Source organism: Xanthomonas sp. 10-10, from assembly GCF_040182365.1.
GTDB classification, from domain to species: domain Bacteria; phylum Pseudomonadota; class Gammaproteobacteria; order Xanthomonadales; family Xanthomonadaceae; genus Xanthomonas; species Xanthomonas arboricola_F.
Genome location: NZ_CP144460.1, coordinates 4,341,682 through 4,361,254 on the forward strand (window position 1 = coordinate 4,341,682; position 19,573 = coordinate 4,361,254).

Genomic DNA, 19,573 nt, shown 5'->3' on the forward strand with positions numbered 1-19,573 from the left:
GGGATTGGGGACTGGTAACAGCGTGGGTCAGCGCACCACGCGCATGCCATCGCCGGCCGGGACCGCGTCGTAATAGCGCCCGGTCTTGGTATCCAGCACCCGGTTGGCGCCGGCCGGCTGCATGCCCTGCAGCAAGCGGCCATTGTGGTCGTAGACCAGCGGCGCGCTGGCCGGCGGAACCTGGCTGCCGGCCGGTGCCACCGGCGTCTGTGCCGGGCCACGGGTCGGAATGGTGGGCGCGGACGGCCGCTGGCCGAGCTGCGAGGGCACCGGAGCCGTGACCGGCGCAGGCTGCACGGCGCGTGGCGCCGTCAGCGTGGGCTGCGCCGGAGCCGGCGTCGTGATCGGCTGCAGGGTATTGGACGAGCGCGTGGTGGTAGCCGATTGCGCTGCTACCGCGCCAGTGGCAACCAACAGGCCACACAGCAGCAGGCCGCGCGTTGAAGAAGGGATCGCCATGACGGACACCGTGCTTGATCGAGGAGTATTCACTGGATGGGGGCACCGGCGTGCTGCGGCAATGCATCGGGTCGGCGGTGGCCTGAACGCGTTCGCGAGATGAGTGCGGCGCGAAAAGCACGTCCTTCTCCCATGGGGAGAAGGTGGCGCGCAGCGCCGGATGAGGGTGCGTGCGAGGCCTGGCAACCAGTGCTGCGTCATGGCTTCGCTGCCGTACCCCACCCCAACCCCCGCTCCGCGCCCCGGCCTGCGCCACCGGCGCAGGCGCGCCAAGGCACGCGCGCCAGTGGCGCGCAAGCTGTGCCGTGGCGCCCCGGCGGGAGAGGGGCTTGGTCTCCCCGCACGCTTGAACCACGCGGACTACGCCCACATCACAGGTGCAGGCGCGGCACCCTGCCAGCGCGCGCATGCGAGAACCCCATGAGCCAGTTCGACCTGACCCCTCCCTCCCCTGCCCAGCGCGATGCCCTGATCGCCGGGCTCAGCGACGAGGAACAGCGCGTGCTGCTGCACCATGGCACCGAGGCGCCGTTCTGCGGGGTGTTCCTGGACAACAAGCTGGACGGGGTCTACACCTGCCGGCTGTGCGGGTTGCCGCTGTTCCGTTCCAGCGCCAAGTTCGAATCCGGCACCGGCTGGCCGAGCTTCTTCGCCCCTTACGATGCCGCGCATGTGCGCGAAATCCGCGATATCAGCTACGGCATGATCCGCACCGAAATCGTCTGCGCACGCTGCGATAGCCACCTGGGCCACGTGTTCCCCGACGGCCCGCCGCCGACCGGCGAGCGCCATTGCCTCAACTCGGTGTCGCTGGGCTTTACCGAAAACGGCCAGGCGTTGCCCAACCCGCTGCAGCGCGGCGGTGCCGAAGCGCAGCCGGCCTGATGAAACGCAGCGGTCCGGCAAGCTCGCTGAGCAGCTGAGCCAGGCAGGCAGCCCGTTGGACGCGGTGGCCTGGCGTTGCGGCACGCGTACGATCGTCATCCGCGTCGATCCGGCCACCGATGCGGTGCGGTTGAGCGTCGATGGCCGCACGTTGACCCTGCTCAGCGCCCAGGCCGCCTCCGGGGCGCGGTTTGCCGACGCGCAGGGCAAGCAGTTCCGGGAGCATGCCGGCGAGGCGACGCCGTCGCTGGCAGGCGGCGGAGCGGTGGTGCGTGCATGAGGCCGCCACGACAATCGGCTGAGCATTCAGTTACAGCGCACATCTTCACGCCGCGCGCTTCAAGAATCCGCCGCGCAAGCCGAAACAACTAGCACTCCCAGATTGCTTCCGGCTTCGCCATGCTCATCATCGTTGGCTTCATTGTCGTCATCGTCAGCGTCCTCGGCGGCTACGTGCTGTCGCACGGCAAGCTGGGCGCGTTGTGGCAGCCGTACGAGCTGATGATCATCGGTGGCGCGGCATTCGGTGCGTTCCTGGTCAGTACCCCGGGCAAGATCGTCAAAGAGACCTTCAGCAGCATCATGGGCGTGTTCAAGGGCCCGCAGTACAAGTCCGAGGACTACAAGGACACTCTGAGCCTGGTCTACGAACTGTTGAACAAGGCACGTCGCGACGGCTTCATGGCGCTGGAAGACCATGTCGAAAAACCCCAGGACAGCACCATTTTCGGCAACTACCCCAAGGTGGTGGCCGACCATCACCTGCTGGACTTCATCACCGACTGCCTGCGCCTGATGATCGGCAGCAACATCGAGCCGCACGAACTGGAGCCGCTGCTCGAGCTGGAGCTGGAAAAGCATCACCACGAGGCGATGGCGCCGGCGCATGCGCTGAGCAAGGTGTCCGACGGCCTGCCCGGCTTCGGCATCGTGGCGGCGGTGCTCGGCATCGTGATCACCATGGGTTCGATCGGCGGCCCGATCGAAGAGATCGGCCACCATGTCGGCGCCGCACTGGTCGGCACCTTCCTGGGCATCCTGCTGGCGTATGGCTTCGTGGCGCCGCTGTCGGCGGCGATGGAAGCGCGCGCCGACCAGGACGGACGCATCTACGAGGCGGTCAAGACCGCCCTGCTGGCCTGCCTGCGCGGCTACAACCCGAAGATCGCGCTGGAATTCGCGCGCAAGACCCTGCCCTCCAACGTGCGTCCGAGCTTCGGCGATTTCGAAACGCACCTGAAGACGATCAAGTAGGGCCACGGTCATGGCCGAGGCCAAATCCACCGTCGTCATCCGACGGGTCAAGAAGGTCCAGGGCGGCGGCCACCATGGCGGCGCCTGGAAAGTGGCGTTTGCCGACTTCGTGACCGCGATGATGGCCTTCTTCCTGGTGCTGTGGCTGATGGCTGCCACCACCAAGGAACAGCGCGCGGCGATCTCCGAATACTTCCGCAATCCCAGCCCGTTGTCCGGCAAATCGCCGGCGCCTTCGCCCGGCATGAACGGCCCCGGGGGCGCCAGCACCTCGATGATCAAGCTCGGCGGCACCGCCGACATGGCCAAGGGGCAGAAGGACGAGATGGGCCGCAAGCGCGACAACGCTGCCGATACCGACGTGGACAGCCGCGCCAAGGACAAGAAGCGCCTGGAGGCGCTGATGCAGGACCTGAAGGAAGCCATCGACAAGAGCCAGGCGCTGGAGCCGTTCAAGGACCAGCTGCTGCTCGACCTCACGCCCGATGGCCTGCGCATCCAGATCGTGGACAAGCAGAACCGCCCGATGTTCGATATCGGCCGCGATCAGCTCAAGCCGTACACGGTGGACATCCTGCGCGAGCTGTCCAGCTTCATCAATCAGGTGCCCAACCACATCAGCATCACCGGCCACACCGACACCACCGCCTACAGCAGCGATGCCGGCTATACCAACTGGGAACTCAGCGCCGACCGCGCCAATGCCGCACGGCGTGCGCTGGTGGGCGGCGGCATGTCCGACGCCAAGGTGACGCGTGTTGTGGGCCTGTCGTCGTCGGTGCTGTTCGACAAGACCGACCCGCAGAACCCGATCAACCGCCGCATCAGCATCGTGGTGATGACCCAGGATGCCGAACAGGCCGCGCTGGCCGGCGCCGGCCAGGGCGTGGCGCTGGGCAAGTCGGTGCACGACGCCGACACCCAGGTGCCGGACCTCAGCGCCGCTGCCACCGGCACGGCCACCGTGGGCGCGCCAGTGGCTGGCGCTGCGCCGACCGCGATAGCGACACCGGCTGCCGGGAAGGCCGCTGCGGGGACCACTCCGGTACCGCCCGGCACGGCCGCGGCACGCCCCGCCGCGCCGCGGGTGTCCTCCAGCGCACAGGTGGCCTCGGCCACCGCACTTGCCAAGGCGGCCGAAGCGGCCGTGGCCGCGCCGCGGGTGGCGGTAGAGGGGCAGTAATCGGCCCTGCGGGAGCGGGGACTGGCCAGGTAACCGGGGGCGTTGAGGCCCGGATCGGCCAGCTGATCGCGCCTGCGGTGCCGGTTCCGCCTGGCTCTGGGACCCGCGATTCCCGCTGCTCATCGCATCGTGAGGCGCACGCTCTAGAATGGGCGGCCATTCCCAGCGTCGAGAACACCGTGTCCCGCAATTCCAAGGCCAAGCGCGACAAGCGCAAGAAGCAGCAGCCCAAGCGCCCCATCGTCCGTCTGGGCCAGGCGCCCCAGGTCACCAACCATGCCGTGCTGCAGGACGCCGACGGTCGCGTCGTGGCCGCGATCGGTCTGCAGGGTGGCAGCGAGTGGATGCTGTCGATCGGCGGCCAGACCATGGGCAGCGCCGACAACCCGGTGCCGATGCTGGCCATGCTCAAGCACCTGGCCAACCTGCAGGAAGCCGAAGGCAAGACCATCTCGCTGGAATATTCGACCCAGCTGCAGCAGATGATCGACGACCTGGCCGCCGAAGAAGGCCAGACCGCCGAGGAATATCTGACCAAGCTGGTGTCCGAGTTCCAGAACGCCGATGCCGATGAAGACGGCGATGCCGACGCCGAAGACGCAGTGGCCGATGCCGGTACCGATGCCGATGCGGAAGATGCGGCTGGCGACGACGCTGCCGGCGACGACGACAGCGCGGCAGACGCAGACGCCAGCGATGCCACAACCGATGACGCCGACGGCGAGACGGCCGGCAAGAAGCGCAAGACCTCCAAGAAGGCCTGACCCGGCCGATGGCTGTCTACATCGACGATGCGGTGCATCTGTGGCGCGAGCAGCGCTGGGCGCACCTGCTCGGCGATACGCTGGACGAGTTGCATGCCATGGCGGCGCGGCTGGGCATTCCCCGCCGCGCCTTCCAGAACAAGCTCAGCGGCGCGCACTACGACGTGCCCGCACCGCTACGCGCCGAGGCCATCGCCCTGGGCACCATCCCCATCTCCCGCCATACCGATCGCGCACTGCTCAAGGCGTTGATCGCCAATGCGCGTGCGCAGGCGCGCGGCCAGGTGCCGTAACGCCGGTCCAGCGACACGCCAATCGCACGCAGCACATCACTGTGGAAAGCGCATCCGCGCAGTCATCGCCAGCGCGCAACGCGTTGGGTCGGCTGGCCGCAGTACGCACTATCGGCACGTGTTGCGGCGCCACATCGAACCGCAGCACCCGCCGCAGATCCGCACGATGACGCAACCCATACCGGTCGTGCGCCAGCGAGAAACCCATGGCGCTGCAACGGCGCGTCAGGCGCGCGCACACGACGCATGCAGGCTTGCAACCGGATGCGGTCTGCGACGCACTCACCGGTGCGACCGGCGACGCTGCTTCCGCGCCCAAGCACAAGCCTGTCACTATCCAAGCGCCCATCCTCCGGAGCCGTTGCATTGCCTGTTCGCGCCCCAGCCTCCGACCCACCCTCCATGTTGCGCGTCGCCGTTCTCGAAGACGACGACGTGCTGCGCGAGCAGATCCTGATTCCCGGCCTGCAGGAGTTCGGATTCGCGGTCAGTGGCGCCGGCACCGCGGGGGCGCTGTACCGGCTGATGCTGGAGCAGACCTTCGACATGGTGGTGCTGGACCTTGGGCTTCCGGACGAAAGCGGCCTGAGCGTGGTTGCGCATCTGCGTTCGCTGTTCACTGGCCTGGGGATCGTGGTGCTCACCGGCAACCGCGGCCGCTCGGACCATGTGCACGCGCTGAGCAGCGGCGCCGACGCCTTCCTGCGCAAGCCCGCCGACCCTGAAATCCTGGCGCTGACGCTGCGCAACCTGTCGCGGCGATTGCGCCCGGCCGATGCCAGTGCCGCGGCAAAGCCGGCATGGCGCCTGGAATCGGATGGGTGGTGCCTGGTCGCACCGGATGCGCGCATCGTGGTGCTGACCTCGCTCGAGCGCTGCCTGATGGGCTGCCTGGATGCACAACGCGGCCAGGCGGTGGAACGCGATGCGCTGGTGTCGGCGCTGGAAGACTGCGTCGGCGATTTCGACCTGCATCGGTTGGAGATGTTGATCCATCGCCTGCGACGCAAGGCCGCACGCATCACTGCAGCCGATGCGCCGGCGTTTCCGCTGCTGTCTTCGCGTGGAATGGGTTACCTGCTGGCCAGCTGATCGGCGCGTATCGATCGCGCCGGCGGCGCGGCGAGCGGCAACAGCAGGCGGATGCAGGCGCCGTCGCCCGTATTGCCGACCTCCACACGCCCGCCGGCGGCAATGACGATTTCGTTCACCACCGACAAGCCCAGACCGGTGCCCTTGCCGGCCGGCTTGGTGGTGTAGAACGGCTCCAGGATGCGCGCCAGCAACTGCTCGGGAATCCCCGGGCCGGTGTCTGCGAACTGCAGCACGACCATGCCGGCCTGCTGCTCGCCGTCGATGCGGAACAGCCCCTGCCCGTCCATCGCATCGCGCGCATTGGCGGCGATGTTGAGCAATGCCAGCTCCAGTTCGTCCAGGTCCATCGCGATCCACAGCGGCGGTCCCGGCGCGATGCCTTGCAGGCGGATCTCGTGCCCGAACAGTTGCCTGAGCGTGGGTTCGATCTCCAGCAACGCGTGGCGCGCATCGAACAGGCGCGCGATGCCGGGTTCGGCACGACCGAAGTTGAGAATCCTGCGACTGACGGTCAGCGCGCGGCGCGAGGCGGCTTCGATGTTTTCCAGGGTCTTGAGCAACGGTGCCTCGCCACGGCCTTCCAGCGCGTCGCGACGCTGCGCAAAGCCGATGATGACGTTGATCAGGTTATCGAAATCGTGCGCAACACCGGAAGCCAGACGTCCCAGCGCTTCCATCTTCTGCGTGTGCAGCAGCTGCTCCTGGACCCGCTCGCGCTCGGCCATTTCGCGCACCAGCTTGCGGTTCACCGCTTCGAGTTCGCGTCGGCGGCGTTCCGATTCCACCAGGCTGTCGCGCAGCGCGGCGATGGTGCGGTCGAGCATCAGGGTGATCAGCAGATACACCCCCACCGTCATCAGCCCCAGGCCGACATTGCCCCAGGTCGAACGCGATGGCGCAAACCACAGCAATTGCGCGATCAAGGCCATCACGCACACCGCCGCCAGCAGCGCAAACACGCGCCACAGATTGCGCCGACCGAGCGCCATGCCGGCGAGCACCAGGGCAATCACCGGCATCGGATTGGTCATCAAATCGAAGATGTCGACCCGCACGTAAGTGACGAAGGTGCCGAGCAGCGCGGCGGCAATGAAGACCTTGACGCCCGCCGCGCTGCGGCCGCGACGGATGATCGGCACGCCAGCCAGCGCGCCGAACGCGGTGAGCACGGTGCCGGCCAATGCGCAGGCCAAATCGGGCCTGGCCTGCAAGCGGCCCAACCCGGCGACATACAGAAAAAATCCGACATCGCCCAGGTTGTACAGCGCGATGGCGACCAGCAGCAGCTGCAGGAAGGCCACCTGCCGTCGATCGATCGGATCCTCGCGCCAGCGCGTGGCCAACCAGCGCGGCAGGAGCCTGGATTTTGCGGCAGACAGCATCGCGACGGGACGTCTGTGAGTGTCTTTGCATCCTCACATTCGTGGTGAGTGGATGCAATCGTGGCTTGGTGACACGTGGCGCCGCGCCTGACTATGTTGGGTTGTCCCGCAACATGAAAATTACCGGACTCCAGGACATGTGGGGGTGTCTGAGAGCCGGAGTGCCGCGGTCGACCACTCCATCCATGCGCCAGGGAATCTCCATGAGCCAGATTGATCGTCTCTCGAACCGGGCCTGCGCCCGGCACGCGACCACCACCGCGCCGCACCCCCATGCCGGCACACGTCCGCAGCGCGTGCTGCTGCATGCCGCAGTGCTGACCGCACTGCTGCTCGGCAGCGGCACGGCGATCGCGCAGGTCGCCACCACCCAGCGCGGCGCCGGCACAGCCCATGGCCAGGGCGCGACCGATGCAGCCGCCCTTGCGGTCGATCAGGACAGCGCCTCGCAAGCCGATGCCGATGCCGACCAGGACGATGCTGCCGACACCGGCAAGCATTTCCATATCGTCGGCGGCGCCGACGCCAGCACCGATGTGGGCGCGTTTGCCGGCGAGCCGTACGCGGTGGCGATCGGCGAAGCCAGCAATGTGCTCGGTGAGGGCGGCATCGCCCTGGGCGCCGGGGCCACGGTTACCGAGAAGTTCGCCATCGCCGCCGGCTACGCGGCGGCAGCCACCGGCGAATCGGCGGTCGCGGTCGGCGGTACCACCGATGTTTTTGACTACGACGATAGCGGCAACATTCTCGCTGTGCATGCCGAATCCACCGAAGCCACCGGCTTCGCTTCCACCGCACTCGGCGGCGGCGCCAAAGCACTGGACGTGATGACCACCGCAGTGGGCAGCGGTGCAGAAGCCAGTGTCTTCGAAGCCACTGCGCTAGGGCATCGTGCGCGCGCGCTGGAGCAGGGCGCCACGTCCGTGGGTACGCGATCGCAGGCGCTCGGCTTTGGCAGCAGCGCGCTCGGCAACGGCGCCCGCGCCACTGCCGACAGCACCGTGGCGATGGGCTTCAATGCCTTGGCCAGCGGTACCGACAGCGTGGCGATCGGCGGCATCAGCACCGCGGCGGAGAGTGCCGGCAACAGCGTCGGCATCGCTGCAGCGACCGGCACCGGCGCCATCGCGCTGGGCGCCGGCGCGCAGACCCAGTCCGACTACGCCATCGCCATCGGCTACAACGCCAACGTGTTTTCCAACCTGCCGGGCAACACCGACGCGGTGGCAATCGGCCATAGCGCGGGATCGTTCGGCGCCAACTCGGTGGCGGTGGGTGGATTCGCGCTGACCCAGGACGTCGACTCGGTGGCGATCGGGCAGCGCGCAGTGACCTACACCGCCAACAGCGTGGCGCTCGGCGCCAATGCCGAAACCTCCTGGTTCAACCCCAACAGCACCGCGATCGGCGCCGACACCGAGGTCAATGGCGTCGATGCCACCGCCATCGGCTATGGCGCAAAGGTCGGCGATTGGGTCGACGATGCCTGGAACCGCTCGGCCAGCAGTGCGGTGGCGTTGGGCGCGTATTCGCATGCCACGCGCAGCAATAGCGTGGCGGTCGGCGATGTCGCGTCCGGCCTGACCCGTCAGATCACCAGCGTGGCGGCCGGCAGCGAGGACACCGACGCGGTCAACCTTGCCCAGCTGCGCAGCGTGGCCACCGCCCTGGGCGCCGGCAGCGCCTTCGATCCCGGCGGCAACCTGATCAGCGGCAGCTATCTGGTGCAGGGCAGCAGCTACGGCAACCTCGGCGAGGCGATGGGCGCCATCGATGCGGCCTTGACCGGCTTCGATGGGCGCATCGGTGCCTTGCAGAACGTCACCGCAGGCAATGTGGCGGTCGGCGGCGGCAGCCTGGCGCCGGTGGTCGGCAGCGGCACCAATGCCGTGGCGATCGGGTCGTCGGCCACCGCCAATGGCGAGAACGGCCTGGCGGTCGGCGCCGACGCGCTGGCCTACGGCCCGCAGGACACCGCGCTCGGCGCCAATGCCAGGGTCAACGCCGACGGCAGCACCGCGGTCGGCGCCAATACGACCATCGCCACCGCCGCCACCAACGCGGTGGCGGTGGGCGAAAGCGCCAGCGTTGCTGCGGCCTCGGGCACCGCGCTTGGCCAGGGTGCGCGCGTGGACGCCGACAACGCGGTGGCACTGGGACGCGGTGCGGTGGCCGATCGCGCCAACAGCGTTTCGGTCGGCAGTGCCGGCAACGCGCGCCAGATCACCAACGTCGCCACCGGCTCAAGCGATACCGATGCCGCCAACGTGGCCCAGCTCAATGCCGGCGACAGCCGCACGCTGAGTTCGGCCAACAGCTACACCGACAGCCGGGTGTCGGCGCTGAGCGACAGCTTCACCCAACTGCGCGATGGCAGCGAGCGGCGCTTCCAGAGCATGGATCGCCGCATCGACCGCATCGGCGCGATGAGCGCGGCGATGCTCAACATGGGCATCAATGCCGCCGGCACCCAGAGCGCGCGCGGCCGCGTGGCGGTCGGTGCCGGGTTCCAGAGCGGCGAACGCGCGCTCTCGATCGGCTACGCCAAGAAAGTGGGCGAGCGTGCCTCCTTCAGCCTGGGCGGCGCCTTCAGCGGCAGCGAGTCCTCCGCAGGACTGGGCTTCGGCCTGGACCTGTAGCGCCCGCGCCGCGCCGTGCACGTCTTCCCCCTCACTCCATCGATCCTTGCGAGAGCCATTCCCATGAACAACGCTTCGCTGCCGCTCAAGTCCCTGCTGTTGAGCGCAATCCTGGCCACGGCCACGTTTCAGGCCCATGCGGCCACCGATCAACTCAGCCTGCGCGGTCTGCCGGCCGCTGGCACTCCCACCACGCTCCCCACACGGCTGATCGTCAAGTACCACAGCAGCGTGCCCTCCGACGGCTCGCGCCTGTCGATCCTGTCTGCGGCCGCCAACCGCGCCGGGGTGCTGCGCGCCGCCAGCGGTGCCGCGCGCGCGACGCCGCTGAACGCACGTGTGCTGCGCCGCACCGGCACCGGCGCCAGCCTGCTGGACGTGGCGCGCACGCTGAGCAGCGCCGACCGCGACAAGCTGCTGGCCGAGCTGCGCGCCGACCCGCAGGTGCAATACGCCGAGTTCGATCGCATGCTGCGTCCGGTCGACGACTTCGCCGGGCCCGCGCTCAAGGCCGGCGCCAGCGCAGTGACGCCACAGGCCACGGCCACGGCGGTCACCCCCAACGACCGGCTGTATGCGGGATTCCAGTGGCATCTGCAGGACAGCACCGGCGGCATCCGCGTACCGGAGGCCTGGGAAACCTCCACCGGCGCCGGCGTGGTGGTGGCCGTGCTCGACACCGGCATCCTGCCCGATCATCCGGACCTGAAGCGTAACGACCACATCCTGCCGGGCTACGATTTCATCAGCAACGCCACGATCTCCCGGCGCGACAGCGACGCCCGCGTGCCGGGCGCGCTGGACTACGGCGACTGGACCGAAGAGGGCAATTTCTGCGGTCTGCCGGCACGCTCCAGCAGCTGGCACGGCACCCACACTGCCGGCACCGTCGGCGAACTCACCAACAATACGATCGGCGGCGCCGGCGTGGCCCACGATGCGCAGATCCTGCCGGTGCGCGTGCTCGGCCAGTGCGGCGGTACCGGTGCGGATATCGCCGATGCCATCGTGTGGGCCTCCGGCGGCCATGTCGATGGCGTGCCGGACAACACCCATCCGGCCGAAGTGATCAGCCTGAGCCTGGGCGGCCCTGGCAGCTGCGACAGCAACACCCAGAGCGCCATCGACACCGCGGTGGCCAACGGTGCGGTGGTGGTGGTGGCGGCAGGCAACGATGCCGGCAATGCCTCGCAGTTCAGCCCGTCGAGCTGCGGCAACGTGATCACGGTCGGCGCCACCCGTATCACGGGCGGTATCGCGTTCTATTCGAACTTCGGCAGCAGCGTGGATCTGTCCGGGCCTGGCGGTGGCGCCAGCGACGACACCGGTAACAATGGCTGGGACGGGGTGGTGCTGTCGACCGGCTACAGCGGCACGACCACACCGACCTCCGGCGAGTACGAGTATGCCGGCATGGCCGGCACCTCGATGGCCACCCCGCATGTGGCGGCAGTCGCGGCCCTGGTGCAGAGCGCGCTGGCTGCCTCGGGCAAGACGCCGTTGGTCCCTGCGCAGATGGAGGCCATGCTGCGCCAGACCGCGCGTGCGTTCCCGGTCCGGCCACCGGCGGGCCGATCGATCGGCACCGGCATCGTCGATGCCACTGCGGCGTTGGACTATGTGCGCAACAGCTGCAGCGGCAGCACTTGCACGCCAGTCACCGTCAGCCTGACCAACCGGGTCGCATTGACCGGCCAGAGCGGCGCGCAAAGCGACGAGAAAACCTATCGCTTCGCCGCCACCGCCGGCAGCGCCCTGAATGTGCTCAGCTATGGTGGCGGCGGCAACGTCGCGCTGTACATCGGCTTCGAGGCCGAGCCGACCACCAGCAACTACCTGCTGAAATCGGCACGCACCGGCAGCGCGCAGACGCTGCGGCTGACGGCGCCGCAGACCGGCACCTACTACATCAAACTGGTCGGCGGCGCAGGTGGCTTCAACAACGTGTCGCTGATGGCGCGGCAGTAAGCGGCAAGCGCGCCGGGGGCGGTGTCTGCCGCCTCCGTCACCAGGCGTGCGGCTGGCTCAGAACGCCTCGTTCCCCAGCCGCACTTCCACGCCCAACAGCGAGGTCAACGCCAGCATCGCGTCGTCGTCGCGGCTGAGCGCGATCCAGCCGGCATAGGCGTCACCGCCGGTGTTCCAGTTCCACAGCGAATACCCATGCTCGCGCAGGCGATCGAACGCCACCGCCATCAGGTCGGGCACGTCGAGATCGCGCGCGAAGTCTTCATCGTCCAGATCGCCGCCCCAATCGATGCGCAGGTTCCAGCGCGCGCTGAGTTCGTCGATGGCGGCGATGAACGCGTCGGTGTCCTTCCAGTCGACGTAGAAGCCCGAGCGCCAGTCGATCGTGTCCTTCAACGTCCACAGCCAGGCGTCGTCTTCATCGTCCTCGTCCGCCTCGGCCTGCGCCTCGCGCCAGCTGTCGAACTGGCTCAGTGCGGTGTCTTCGTCGCCGGGATTGATCAGGACCAGCAGGTTCCAGACCCGCGCAGGATGATCGTCGACGTCGTCGCCTTCCTCCAGATCGGAAGGCAGGCCGTCATCGTCTTCGTAATCGGCACTGTTGTCGGGCATGGCGGAGTCTCGCAGAAAGATTCAGCGTGAAGTGTGCCGCCTGGCGCGCGCCAAGCAAACCGTCTCCGCCCATGCGGCCGCCTGCCAGGGGCTGGTCATCGCGGCGCAGGCCCGTATCCTGTGCGGCCGAAGACGGCCATCCGGCCCGTCATGACACCTTTCCCATGAGCGATACCCCTCCCGATCATCTGGCCATCGACCCACGCAGCCCGTTCCACGATGCCGACGCCCTCAACCGCGGCATCGGCGTGCGCTTCAACGGTGTCGAACGCGACAACGTGGAGGAATACTCGGTGAGCGAAGGCTGGATCAAGGTGCAGGTCGGCAAGGCGCGCGACCGTCGCGGCAACCCGATGACGATGAAGGTCAAGGGCGAGGTGGTGGCCTATTACCTGGACACCAAGCACGACGCCAAGCCTGCTGCCGAGTAGCAGCGGCTGACCAAACTACTTCACGTTGTTCCATCGCAGAGCTGCTGAGCTGCGACTTGGCTGCAGGGTCCTTGCCCGCCCGCCATCGCGGGACACGCCGCAAGTCCGTTCGTGTAGCAGCGATGACTGCCGCATTAGCAGCTGATCTGCGACTTGGCTGCAGGGCCCTTGCCCGCCCACCATCGCGGGACACGCTGCAAGTACGTCCTTGTAAGCTCTTACGCGGCATCCATCCCGCGTAAGGTCCCGCGATGGTGGGCGGGCAAGGGCCAGTCACGATGGTCGGTGTTCATGGCTTTCAAGCAAGCAGCAGACTTTCTGGTGCGGTGTCCTCACCGATTGCGGGACCGTGTGGCGGCATGGATGCCGCCACCGAGCCTATAGGGACGTACTTGCGGCGTGTCCCGCGAGCGGTGAGGGCACCGCGCCCTCGACCTACTCAGCGTTTGACCTGGACTTGCGACAACATTCAGCAAGACGCGGCCGACAACACCACTGCATTCACCACTCACGCCTTGAGCCGATAGCCGCTGCGGAAGATCGCCGCCACCACGCCCAGGCACACCAGCAGGAACAGGAACGTCATGCCGGTACTCACCGCGATGTGCACGTCGGCCTTGCCGTAGAAACTCCAGCGGAACCCGCTGATCAGATACACCACCGGATTGAACAAGGTGACCTTCTGCCAGACAGGCGGCAGCATGTTGATCGAGTAGAAACTGCCGCCCAGGAAGGTCAGCGGCGTCACCACCATCAGCGGGATCACCTGCAGCTTTTCGAAGCCGTTGGCCCAGATGCCGATGATGAAACCGAACAGGCTGAAGGTCAGCGCGGTGAGCACCAGAAAACCCAGCATCCACACCGGGTGGGCGATCTCGTAGGGCACGAACAGCCGCGCGGTGAGCAGGATCAGCAAGCCCAGCATCACCGACTTGCTGGCGGCCGCGCCCACGTAGCCGATCACGATCTCCCACCACGCCACCGGTGCCGAGAGCACCTCGTAGATGGTGCCTGCCCAGCGCGGCATGTAGATGCCGAACGAGGCATTGGAGATGCTCTCGTTGAGCAATGACAACATCACCAGGCCGGGGATGATGAAGGCACCGTAGCTGATGCCGTCGATATCGCCCATGCGCGAGCCGATCGCTGCACCGAACACCACAAAATACAGCGAGGTCGACAACACCGGCGAGGCGATCGACTGGGTCAGCGTGCGGAACGCGCGCGCCATTTCGAAACGATAGATCGCCGCAATCGCATGCAGGTTCATGCGCTCACCTGCGCAGCGCGTGCGCCATGCACCAGGTTGACGAAGATCTCTTCCAGCGAGCTTTCGCTGGAATGCAGGTCCTTGAAGTCGATGCCATGCTCGTTGAGCCGGCGCAGCAACGCGCCAATGCCGGTCTGCTCGGCCTGGGTGTCGAAGGTGTAGATCAGGCTATTGCCATCGGCCGACACTTCCAGCGGCAGGTCCGCCAGCGCGGCGGGCAACGCCTGCAGCGGCGCTTGCAGGCTCAGGGTCAGCTGCTTCTTGCCCAGCTTGCGCATCAGCGTGTGCTTGTCTTCCACCAGCACCAGCTCGCCGCGATTGATGACACCGACGCGGTCGGCCATGTCTTCGGCTTCCTCGATGTAATGGGTGGTCAGGATGATGGTGGTGCCCTGCTCGCGCAGCCGCCGCACCATCTGCCACATGTCGTGGCGCAGCTCCACGTCCACCCCGGCGGTGGGCTCGTCCAGAAACAGGATGCGCGGCTCGTGCGCCAGCGCCTTGGCGATCAGCACGCGCCGCTTCATGCCGCCGGACAAGGTGGAAATCTTGTTGTTGCGTTTGTCCCACAGCGACAGCTCGCGCAGGATGGTTTCCAGGTACTGCGGGTTGGCCGGCTTGCCGAACAGGCCGCGACTGAAACGCACCGTGGCCCACACCGTTTCGAACGCGTCGGTGGCCAACTCCTGCGGCACCAGCCCGATGCTCGCGCGTGCGGCGCGGTAGTCGCGCACGATGTCGTGGCCATCGGCCAGCACGGTGCCCGTGCTGGGGTTGATGAGCCCGCAGATGATGCTGATCAAGGTGGTCTTGCCGGCACCGTTGGGGCCGAGCAGCGCGAAGATCTCGCCACGCTGGATGTCCAGGTCCACGTGTTCGAGGGCCTGGAAACCGCCGGCGTAGGTCTTGCTCAATCCCTGGATGGAAACGATGGGCGTCATGGGCTGTGCACGGCAACGATAAGCGCCACAGGGTAGGCCGCGTGCCGTGACGATGGGAGGGGGTCTGGTGGGATGGTGTCTCCCGACGCGCGATTTGCCTGGTGCGTGCCTGGGCACCGGACAAGATCTGCGGCTGCGCCGCCCGAACACGCCGGCATGCGCAGCTATAGGAGCGCACCTGGGCGCGAGAGGCGTTATCGGTACGGCCTGTCGCGCCCAGGTGCGCTCCTACGACGGTGCTGGTCGTTGCGCTTCACTCTTCCCGAGCCGCTGCGCCATGATGCGTATCGGGAAGGCCCCATCGCGCGCCAGCGCGCTCCTACGCGACCGCAACTGCACATCGTCGCCTTTGCGATTCCCGATTCCCTATATCCCTATATCCCTATTCCCGATTCCCGATTCCCGATTCCCGATTCCCGCGCGCGCCAGCGCGCTCAAGCGCGCTTGCGCGACTCGATCAGATCCAGATTGCGCACCAGCCGGCGCGACAGGTCGTCGGAAATCTCGCGACGGCGCGCCAGCTTGAACAGCTCGTTGCGCTCGGCCACCAGGGCGGCGTGACGGAACTGGCGCAAGGCCTGCTCGTAGGCGCCGGCTTCTTCCGGGTCGGTCTCGGCCATGTCCACCGCGCCCAGCTTGCGCTGGTAGCGTTGGCTGACCTGGTTGGCGGCGGCGTTGTAGCGCTCGGCATGCGCGCTGTCTTCCACCAGCCGCTGGCGCAACTTCTCCACTGCCTCCAGCGCTGCCTGCGAGGCCGCCTTCACCGCCAGGTCTTCCTTTTGCTGCTCGTCCTCCTCTTCCGGCAATTCCAGCCCGCGCAGCAGCCGCGGCAATGCCACGCTGGCCACCAGCAACGACACCAGGATCACCGAGGCAGCCAAAAAGATCGCCAGCTGGCGGGCCGGAAACGGCGAGCCGTCATCCAGCATCAAGGGCAAGGTGAGCACACCGGCCAGGGTGATCGCACCGCGCACGCCGGCCAGCGACACCGCCACCACGATCCGCCACGGGGGGCTTACGTGTGCCTCGCCGCGTCGCTGCGCCTTGAAGATGTTCCAGCGCAGCGACAGGAACACCCACACAAAGCGCAGCGCCATCAGGCTGGCGCTGATGGTGGCCACGTACACCGCCAGCCACCACGGATTGAGGTGCCCGGCCTCCTGCACGCTGCGCACCGCGCCATCGAGGATGCCCGGCAACTGCTCGCCCAGCAGCACGAAGATGATGCCGTTGAAGGTGAACTGCACCGTGTCCCACACCGCCGAGCGCTGCAGGCGCATATTGCCCGGCGCGTTGCCGGCCATTTCCACGTAGCTCATGGTGATGCCGGCCGCGACTGCGGCCAGGATGCCGGAGGCATGGAAGGCTTCGGCCAGCAGATAGGCGGCGAACGGCGTGAGCAGGTTGACCAGGATCGCCGAGCCGGGCTCTTCGCCGAAATGGCGCCAGATCCAGGCCTGGATGCGGCTCAGGCCGAAGGTGGTGGCCACGCCCAGCGCCAGCCCGGCCAGCGCCACCCACAGGAAGGTGAGCGAGGCGGTCGCCACCGAAAAGGTACCGGTGAGCACGGCAGCCACCGCAAACTGGAAACACACCAGGCCGGAGGCGTCGTTGAGCAGCGACTCGCCCTCGAGGATGTGCATCAGGCGCTTGGGGATCGGCACCTTGGAGGCGATCGACGACACCGCCACCGGGTCGGTCGGCGAGATGATCGCCGCCAGCGCAAACGCCACGGCCAACGGCATCGCCGGGATCAACCAGTGGATCAGCAACCCGGCCCCGATCACCGTGAACACCACCAGGCCCAGCGCCAGTTCCAGGATGGCCGCCTTGTCGCGGAACAGGCCTTGTTTGGGAATGCGCCAGCCATCCAGGAACAGCAGCGGCGGCAGGAACAACAGGAAGAACAGTTCCGGTTCCAGTTCGTGCCCCGCATCGAACACGCCGGAGACCACCGCGCCCAGCGCGATCTGGACCAACGGCAACGGCAGCGAGAACGGCAGGATGCGGATCAGATAACCGCTGGCCGCGACCGCCAGCAACATGGCGAGGACGACATCGATCGAATGCATAAAAACCCGGGAGAAGAGACGGCCACACGTGCGGCATCGTCTTGCGACGCACAACAACGCACCTACGGGAACATACCGGTTTGCAACCGGTGATGAAACCACCGCGCCACCTGGGTCTGGGCGCGGCCCTGTGCGCTGGCAGGCCACAAGGGTGTGATGCGCCAGCGCCGTGGCGGGTGTCTGTCGATCAGATACCGTGGCTGCCGGATGGACAGGCCTAAACGCGGAGGCGGTGGGGCTTCGTCAAGAAAAAGGGCCCGCAGCACGATCAACTGCAGCGCCATCGTGGCAATGCGACAGGCCCGCAATGCGCATGCGGGCGGCGGGCAGACGATGGATCCATCGCCAAGGCCAGCAGTCACTCGACCGCGCGGACCTCAAGCGCCGTCGAGAGCAGCCGGCGATGTGATCGCTCGCGATGGCGGGCATGCCGGTGGCATGCCCGCGCAGATCGGCAGAACGCAGATCAGCTGTGGCGGACGTGCTTGTTCGGATGCGGCTTCGATTGCAGGGCGCCCTCGACCGGGACCAGGAAGCTCGCTTCATGCAGTTTCAGCCTGGAATCGTAGTGACTGACCGTCACCTTGACCGCCTTGACCTTCTTCTTGAAGGCGTACGGCCACTGCGCGCCCACCATCTCCTGCCCGAGCTTCTGACCGTCGGCGTCTTCGACGAGCTTGATGCGCACCGGGTAATTGCCTGCGCCGCCGTTGTCCGCATCGTTGGCATCGAACACGTCGATATGCGCTTTGGAAAACGCCAGTGTCGACGGGCCGCCGCCCTTGTTGTTGGCGCTGTCGTCGAACCCGATGTTCTTGTAGCTGTAGCTCAGCAGGATCACTTGCGTGGGAACCCAGGAGCCGCCGCCATGGTTGGGAATTTTCACCCTGGCCACGCGCGCGGAATCAACGGTGAATTCCCACTCCCCCGGGACAATCCACTTCTGCCCTGGTCGATAGATGTCACGCGCAGGGACAGCAGCGGCCGCCGATGACGCATGCGTTGGCGTGACGGCCGATGCCTGTGCAGTAGCGAACGACGCCAGCGCGCCTGCCACCAATACTGTCGGCAGTAGCACTCGATTGAACTCACTCTTTTTGGACTTCATGTTTTACAGCCTTGAGAACTGGTTATCACGCAAGGCCATAGACAATAACGGCACTGGCCGGCGTCGCTTCTGCTGATGGCGAACATTCGTGCCGCTTTGGGCGGTTGTGACAATGGCGGCGACACGGTCTGATCGCGCATCGCCTGCAGTGCAGTTGCCTCGTCGCGTCTTCAACACGATCGCTCGGCCTGTACCGCTATCGCCGATCGAACAGACTCAACCATGGGCGAGGCGATCACGGTTCGCGACGACGGAGCTGCGGAGCCGCTGCAGCGCAGCATCTTCTTGTAAAGACTGCGTGATGCATCCGCGCCGCAGTGGGCCGCGTATCCAGATCCACGATTGCCATCCAGGTAATCGCTCACCCAAAGGATCGATGCCTCATGAAGACCTCATTCCAGTCGCTTGCCCTCGCCACCGCCATTGCCCTGACCAGCGCAATGGCTCCCGCTTACGCTGCGTCCAATCCGATGGTGGGTGGCGCGCCGATGTTGGCCACCAAGGACATCATCGACAACGCGGTCAACTCCAAGGATCACACCACGCTGGTGGCAGCCGTCAAAGCCGCTGGCCTGGTGGACACCCTGAAGGGCCCGGGCCCGTTCACCGTCTTCGCCCCGACCAACGCTGCGTTTGCCGCGTTGCCGGCCGGCACGGTGGACACGCTGTTGAAGCCCGAATCCAAGCCGACGCTGACCAAGGTGCTGACCTACCACGTGGTGCCGGGCAAGGTGGACGCCGCCTCGTTGATCGCCAAGATCAAGGCCGGTGGCGGTAGCGCCACGCTGACCACCGTGCAGGGCGAGCCGCTGACCGCCAAGCTCAATGGCAAGAAGGTCACCCTCACCGACGTCAAGGGCAACACCGCCACCGTCACCATCGCCGACGTCAATCAGAGCAACGGCGTGATCCATGTGATCGACAAGGTGCTGATGCCGTAACTGCAGATACATCGCTGGCGCCTGATCGTCCCACCGATGCAAGCCGGTCGAATCTGCGTCGGCAGGTAGCGCACGACACATGCGCTGGCGCCTGATCGCATGGCGCATTGGTGGGCAATCGTTGCGACCGCAATCTGGTCGTGTCCACTGGCGCATCAACGCACCGATTCATGCGCGTCCATTTGCAGGATGCGCCACCCAACCGCGAAGCGGCGGTAACGAGGTCGCCGGCATGCCGGCGACCTCACTTGGTGTCTTGTTTCTCCGACACCATGC

At 66.8% G+C, this 19,573-nt stretch carries 17 protein-coding genes and 1 pseudogene; 11 read left to right on the plus strand and 7 right to left on the minus strand.

From position 1 onward, the window contains the following. Positions 1 to 27 precede the first annotated feature (27 nt). Positions 28 to 459, minus strand: a complete 432-nt coding sequence (locus tag VZ068_RS18220; protein ID WP_349656081.1) for a hypothetical protein — start codon at positions 457 to 459, stop codon at positions 28 to 30. 420 nt (positions 460 to 879) lie between these two features. Between VZ068_RS18220 and msrB the strand changes: the two genes are divergently transcribed. The 7 genes and pseudogenes from msrB (at position 880) to VZ068_RS18255 (ending at position 5,930) form a co-directional block, all read left to right on the plus strand. After that, positions 880 to 1,344 carry a peptide-methionine (R)-S-oxide reductase MsrB gene (msrB, locus tag VZ068_RS18225; protein WP_259156703.1) on the plus strand — a complete coding sequence of 155 codons (465 nt, stop codon included), beginning with the start codon at positions 880 to 882 and terminating at the stop codon, positions 1,342 to 1,344. Positions 1,345 to 1,381: 37 nt separating this feature from the next. Continuing rightward, positions 1,382 to 1,646 (plus strand): annotated as a pseudogene (locus tag VZ068_RS18230) (MliC family protein); the annotation flags it as partial. A gap of 97 nt (positions 1,647 to 1,743) precedes the next feature. Next, entirely contained in the window at positions 1,744 to 2,598 is an 855-nt protein-coding gene (gene motA, locus VZ068_RS18235) for a flagellar motor stator protein MotA (RefSeq protein WP_259156705.1), read from the plus strand. A gap of 10 nt (positions 2,599 to 2,608) precedes the next feature. After that, positions 2,609 to 3,781 (plus strand): flagellar motor protein MotB, encoded by a 1,173-nt coding sequence (gene motB / locus VZ068_RS18240; RefSeq protein WP_349656082.1) that lies wholly within the window; start codon positions 2,609 to 2,611, stop codon positions 3,779 to 3,781. Between the two features lie 179 nt (positions 3,782 to 3,960). Beyond that, positions 3,961 to 4,545, plus strand: a complete 585-nt coding sequence (locus tag VZ068_RS18245) for a hypothetical protein (protein WP_349656083.1) — start codon at positions 3,961 to 3,963, stop codon at positions 4,543 to 4,545. Between the two features lie 8 nt (positions 4,546 to 4,553). After that, positions 4,554 to 4,838 carry a DUF4031 domain-containing protein gene (locus tag VZ068_RS18250; RefSeq protein ID WP_259156711.1) on the plus strand — a complete coding sequence of 95 codons (285 nt, stop codon included), beginning with the start codon at positions 4,554 to 4,556 and terminating at the stop codon, positions 4,836 to 4,838. 405 nt (positions 4,839 to 5,243) lie between these two features. Further along, entirely contained in the window at positions 5,244 to 5,930 is a 687-nt protein-coding gene (locus tag VZ068_RS18255; protein WP_349657751.1) for a response regulator transcription factor, read from the plus strand. On the opposite strand, the gene VZ068_RS18260 is transcribed toward VZ068_RS18255, so the two are convergent. Beyond that, positions 5,912 to 7,315 carry an ATP-binding protein gene (locus VZ068_RS18260; protein WP_349656084.1) on the minus strand — a complete coding sequence of 468 codons (1,404 nt, stop codon included), beginning with the start codon at positions 7,313 to 7,315 and terminating at the stop codon, positions 5,912 to 5,914. The genes VZ068_RS18255 and VZ068_RS18260 overlap by 19 nt on opposite strands. Positions 7,316 to 7,518: 203 nt before the next feature. On the opposite strand from VZ068_RS18260, the gene VZ068_RS18265 reads away from it, so the two are divergent. Continuing rightward, positions 7,519 to 9,954 carry a YadA-like family protein gene (locus VZ068_RS18265; protein ID WP_349656085.1) on the plus strand — a complete coding sequence of 812 codons (2,436 nt, stop codon included), beginning with the start codon at positions 7,519 to 7,521 and terminating at the stop codon, positions 9,952 to 9,954. A 63-nt stretch (positions 9,955 to 10,017) separates the two neighbouring features. Further along, the gene (locus VZ068_RS18270) at positions 10,018 to 11,922 is read left to right on the plus strand and encodes a S8 family serine peptidase (RefSeq protein ID WP_349656086.1); all 1,905 of its coding nucleotides are present in this window, start codon (positions 10,018 to 10,020) and stop codon (positions 11,920 to 11,922) included. Between the two features lie 57 nt (positions 11,923 to 11,979). Here the strand turns inward: VZ068_RS18270 and VZ068_RS18275 are convergent, their stop codons facing one another. Beyond that, a complete protein-coding gene (locus VZ068_RS18275; RefSeq protein WP_349656087.1) occupies positions 11,980 to 12,534 on the minus strand; it encodes a hypothetical protein in 555 nt (184 codons plus the stop codon). Positions 12,535 to 12,698: 164 nt separating this feature from the next. On the opposite strand from VZ068_RS18275, the gene VZ068_RS18280 reads away from it, so the two are divergent. Continuing rightward, positions 12,699 to 12,965: a DUF3297 family protein gene (locus tag VZ068_RS18280; protein ID WP_349656088.1), complete on the plus strand. Its 267-nt coding sequence runs from the start codon at positions 12,699 to 12,701 to the stop codon at positions 12,963 to 12,965. A gap of 508 nt (positions 12,966 to 13,473) precedes the next feature. Here the strand turns inward: VZ068_RS18280 and VZ068_RS18285 are convergent. The 4 genes from VZ068_RS18285 to VZ068_RS18300 form a co-directional block, all read right to left on the minus strand. Further along, positions 13,474 to 14,235, minus strand: a complete 762-nt coding sequence (locus VZ068_RS18285; protein WP_349656089.1) for an ABC transporter permease — start codon at positions 14,233 to 14,235, stop codon at positions 13,474 to 13,476. Continuing rightward, positions 14,232 to 15,176: an ABC transporter ATP-binding protein gene (locus tag VZ068_RS18290; RefSeq protein ID WP_349656090.1), complete on the minus strand. Its 945-nt coding sequence runs from the start codon at positions 15,174 to 15,176 to the stop codon at positions 14,232 to 14,234. The genes VZ068_RS18285 and VZ068_RS18290 overlap by 4 nt, the downstream gene beginning before the upstream one ends. Positions 15,177 to 15,610: 434 nt before the next feature. Further along, positions 15,611 to 17,248: a Na+/H+ antiporter gene (locus VZ068_RS18295; RefSeq protein WP_046965039.1), complete on the minus strand. Its 1,638-nt coding sequence runs from the start codon at positions 17,246 to 17,248 to the stop codon at positions 15,611 to 15,613. Positions 17,249 to 17,714: 466 nt separating this feature from the next. Further along, positions 17,715 to 18,356 carry a hypothetical protein gene (locus tag VZ068_RS18300; protein WP_349656091.1) on the minus strand — a complete coding sequence of 214 codons (642 nt, stop codon included), beginning with the start codon at positions 18,354 to 18,356 and terminating at the stop codon, positions 17,715 to 17,717. A 383-nt stretch (positions 18,357 to 18,739) separates the two neighbouring features. Here VZ068_RS18300 and VZ068_RS18305 point away from each other — a divergent pair, with 383 nt between their 5' ends. After that, a complete protein-coding gene (locus tag VZ068_RS18305; protein WP_349656092.1) occupies positions 18,740 to 19,297 on the plus strand; it encodes a fasciclin domain-containing protein in 558 nt (185 codons plus the stop codon). Positions 19,298 to 19,573: the final 276 nt, after the last annotated feature.

Excerpts from the sequence above, each read along its gene's own strand:
- VZ068_RS18220 (WP_349656081.1), bottom strand. The coding sequence starts at position 459 with ATGGCGATCCCTTCTTCAACGCGCGGCCTGCTGCTGTGTGGCCTGTTG.
- msrB (WP_259156703.1), top strand. The coding sequence starts at position 880 with ATGAGCCAGTTCGACCTGACCCCTCCCTCCCCTGCCCAGCGCGATGCC.
- motA (WP_259156705.1), top strand. The coding sequence starts at position 1,744 with ATGCTCATCATCGTTGGCTTCATTGTCGTCATCGTCAGCGTCCTCGGC.
- motB (WP_349656082.1), top strand. The coding sequence starts at position 2,609 with ATGGCCGAGGCCAAATCCACCGTCGTCATCCGACGGGTCAAGAAGGTC.
- VZ068_RS18250 (WP_259156711.1), top strand. The coding sequence starts at position 4,554 with ATGGCTGTCTACATCGACGATGCGGTGCATCTGTGGCGCGAGCAGCGC.
- VZ068_RS18260 (WP_349656084.1), bottom strand. The coding sequence starts at position 7,315 with ATGCTGTCTGCCGCAAAATCCAGGCTCCTGCCGCGCTGGTTGGCCACG.
- VZ068_RS18265 (WP_349656085.1), top strand. The coding sequence starts at position 7,519 with ATGAGCCAGATTGATCGTCTCTCGAACCGGGCCTGCGCCCGGCACGCG.
- VZ068_RS18270 (WP_349656086.1), top strand. The coding sequence starts at position 10,018 with ATGAACAACGCTTCGCTGCCGCTCAAGTCCCTGCTGTTGAGCGCAATC.
- VZ068_RS18275 (WP_349656087.1), bottom strand. The coding sequence starts at position 12,534 with ATGCCCGACAACAGTGCCGATTACGAAGACGATGACGGCCTGCCTTCC.
- VZ068_RS18280 (WP_349656088.1), top strand. The coding sequence starts at position 12,699 with ATGAGCGATACCCCTCCCGATCATCTGGCCATCGACCCACGCAGCCCG.
- VZ068_RS18285 (WP_349656089.1), bottom strand. The coding sequence starts at position 14,235 with ATGAACCTGCATGCGATTGCGGCGATCTATCGTTTCGAAATGGCGCGC.
- VZ068_RS18290 (WP_349656090.1), bottom strand. The coding sequence starts at position 15,176 with ATGACGCCCATCGTTTCCATCCAGGGATTGAGCAAGACCTACGCCGGC.
- VZ068_RS18295 (WP_046965039.1), bottom strand. The coding sequence starts at position 17,248 with ATGCATTCGATCGATGTCGTCCTCGCCATGTTGCTGGCGGTCGCGGCC.
- VZ068_RS18300 (WP_349656091.1), bottom strand. The coding sequence starts at position 18,356 with ATGAAGTCCAAAAAGAGTGAGTTCAATCGAGTGCTACTGCCGACAGTA.
- VZ068_RS18305 (WP_349656092.1), top strand. The coding sequence starts at position 18,740 with ATGAAGACCTCATTCCAGTCGCTTGCCCTCGCCACCGCCATTGCCCTG.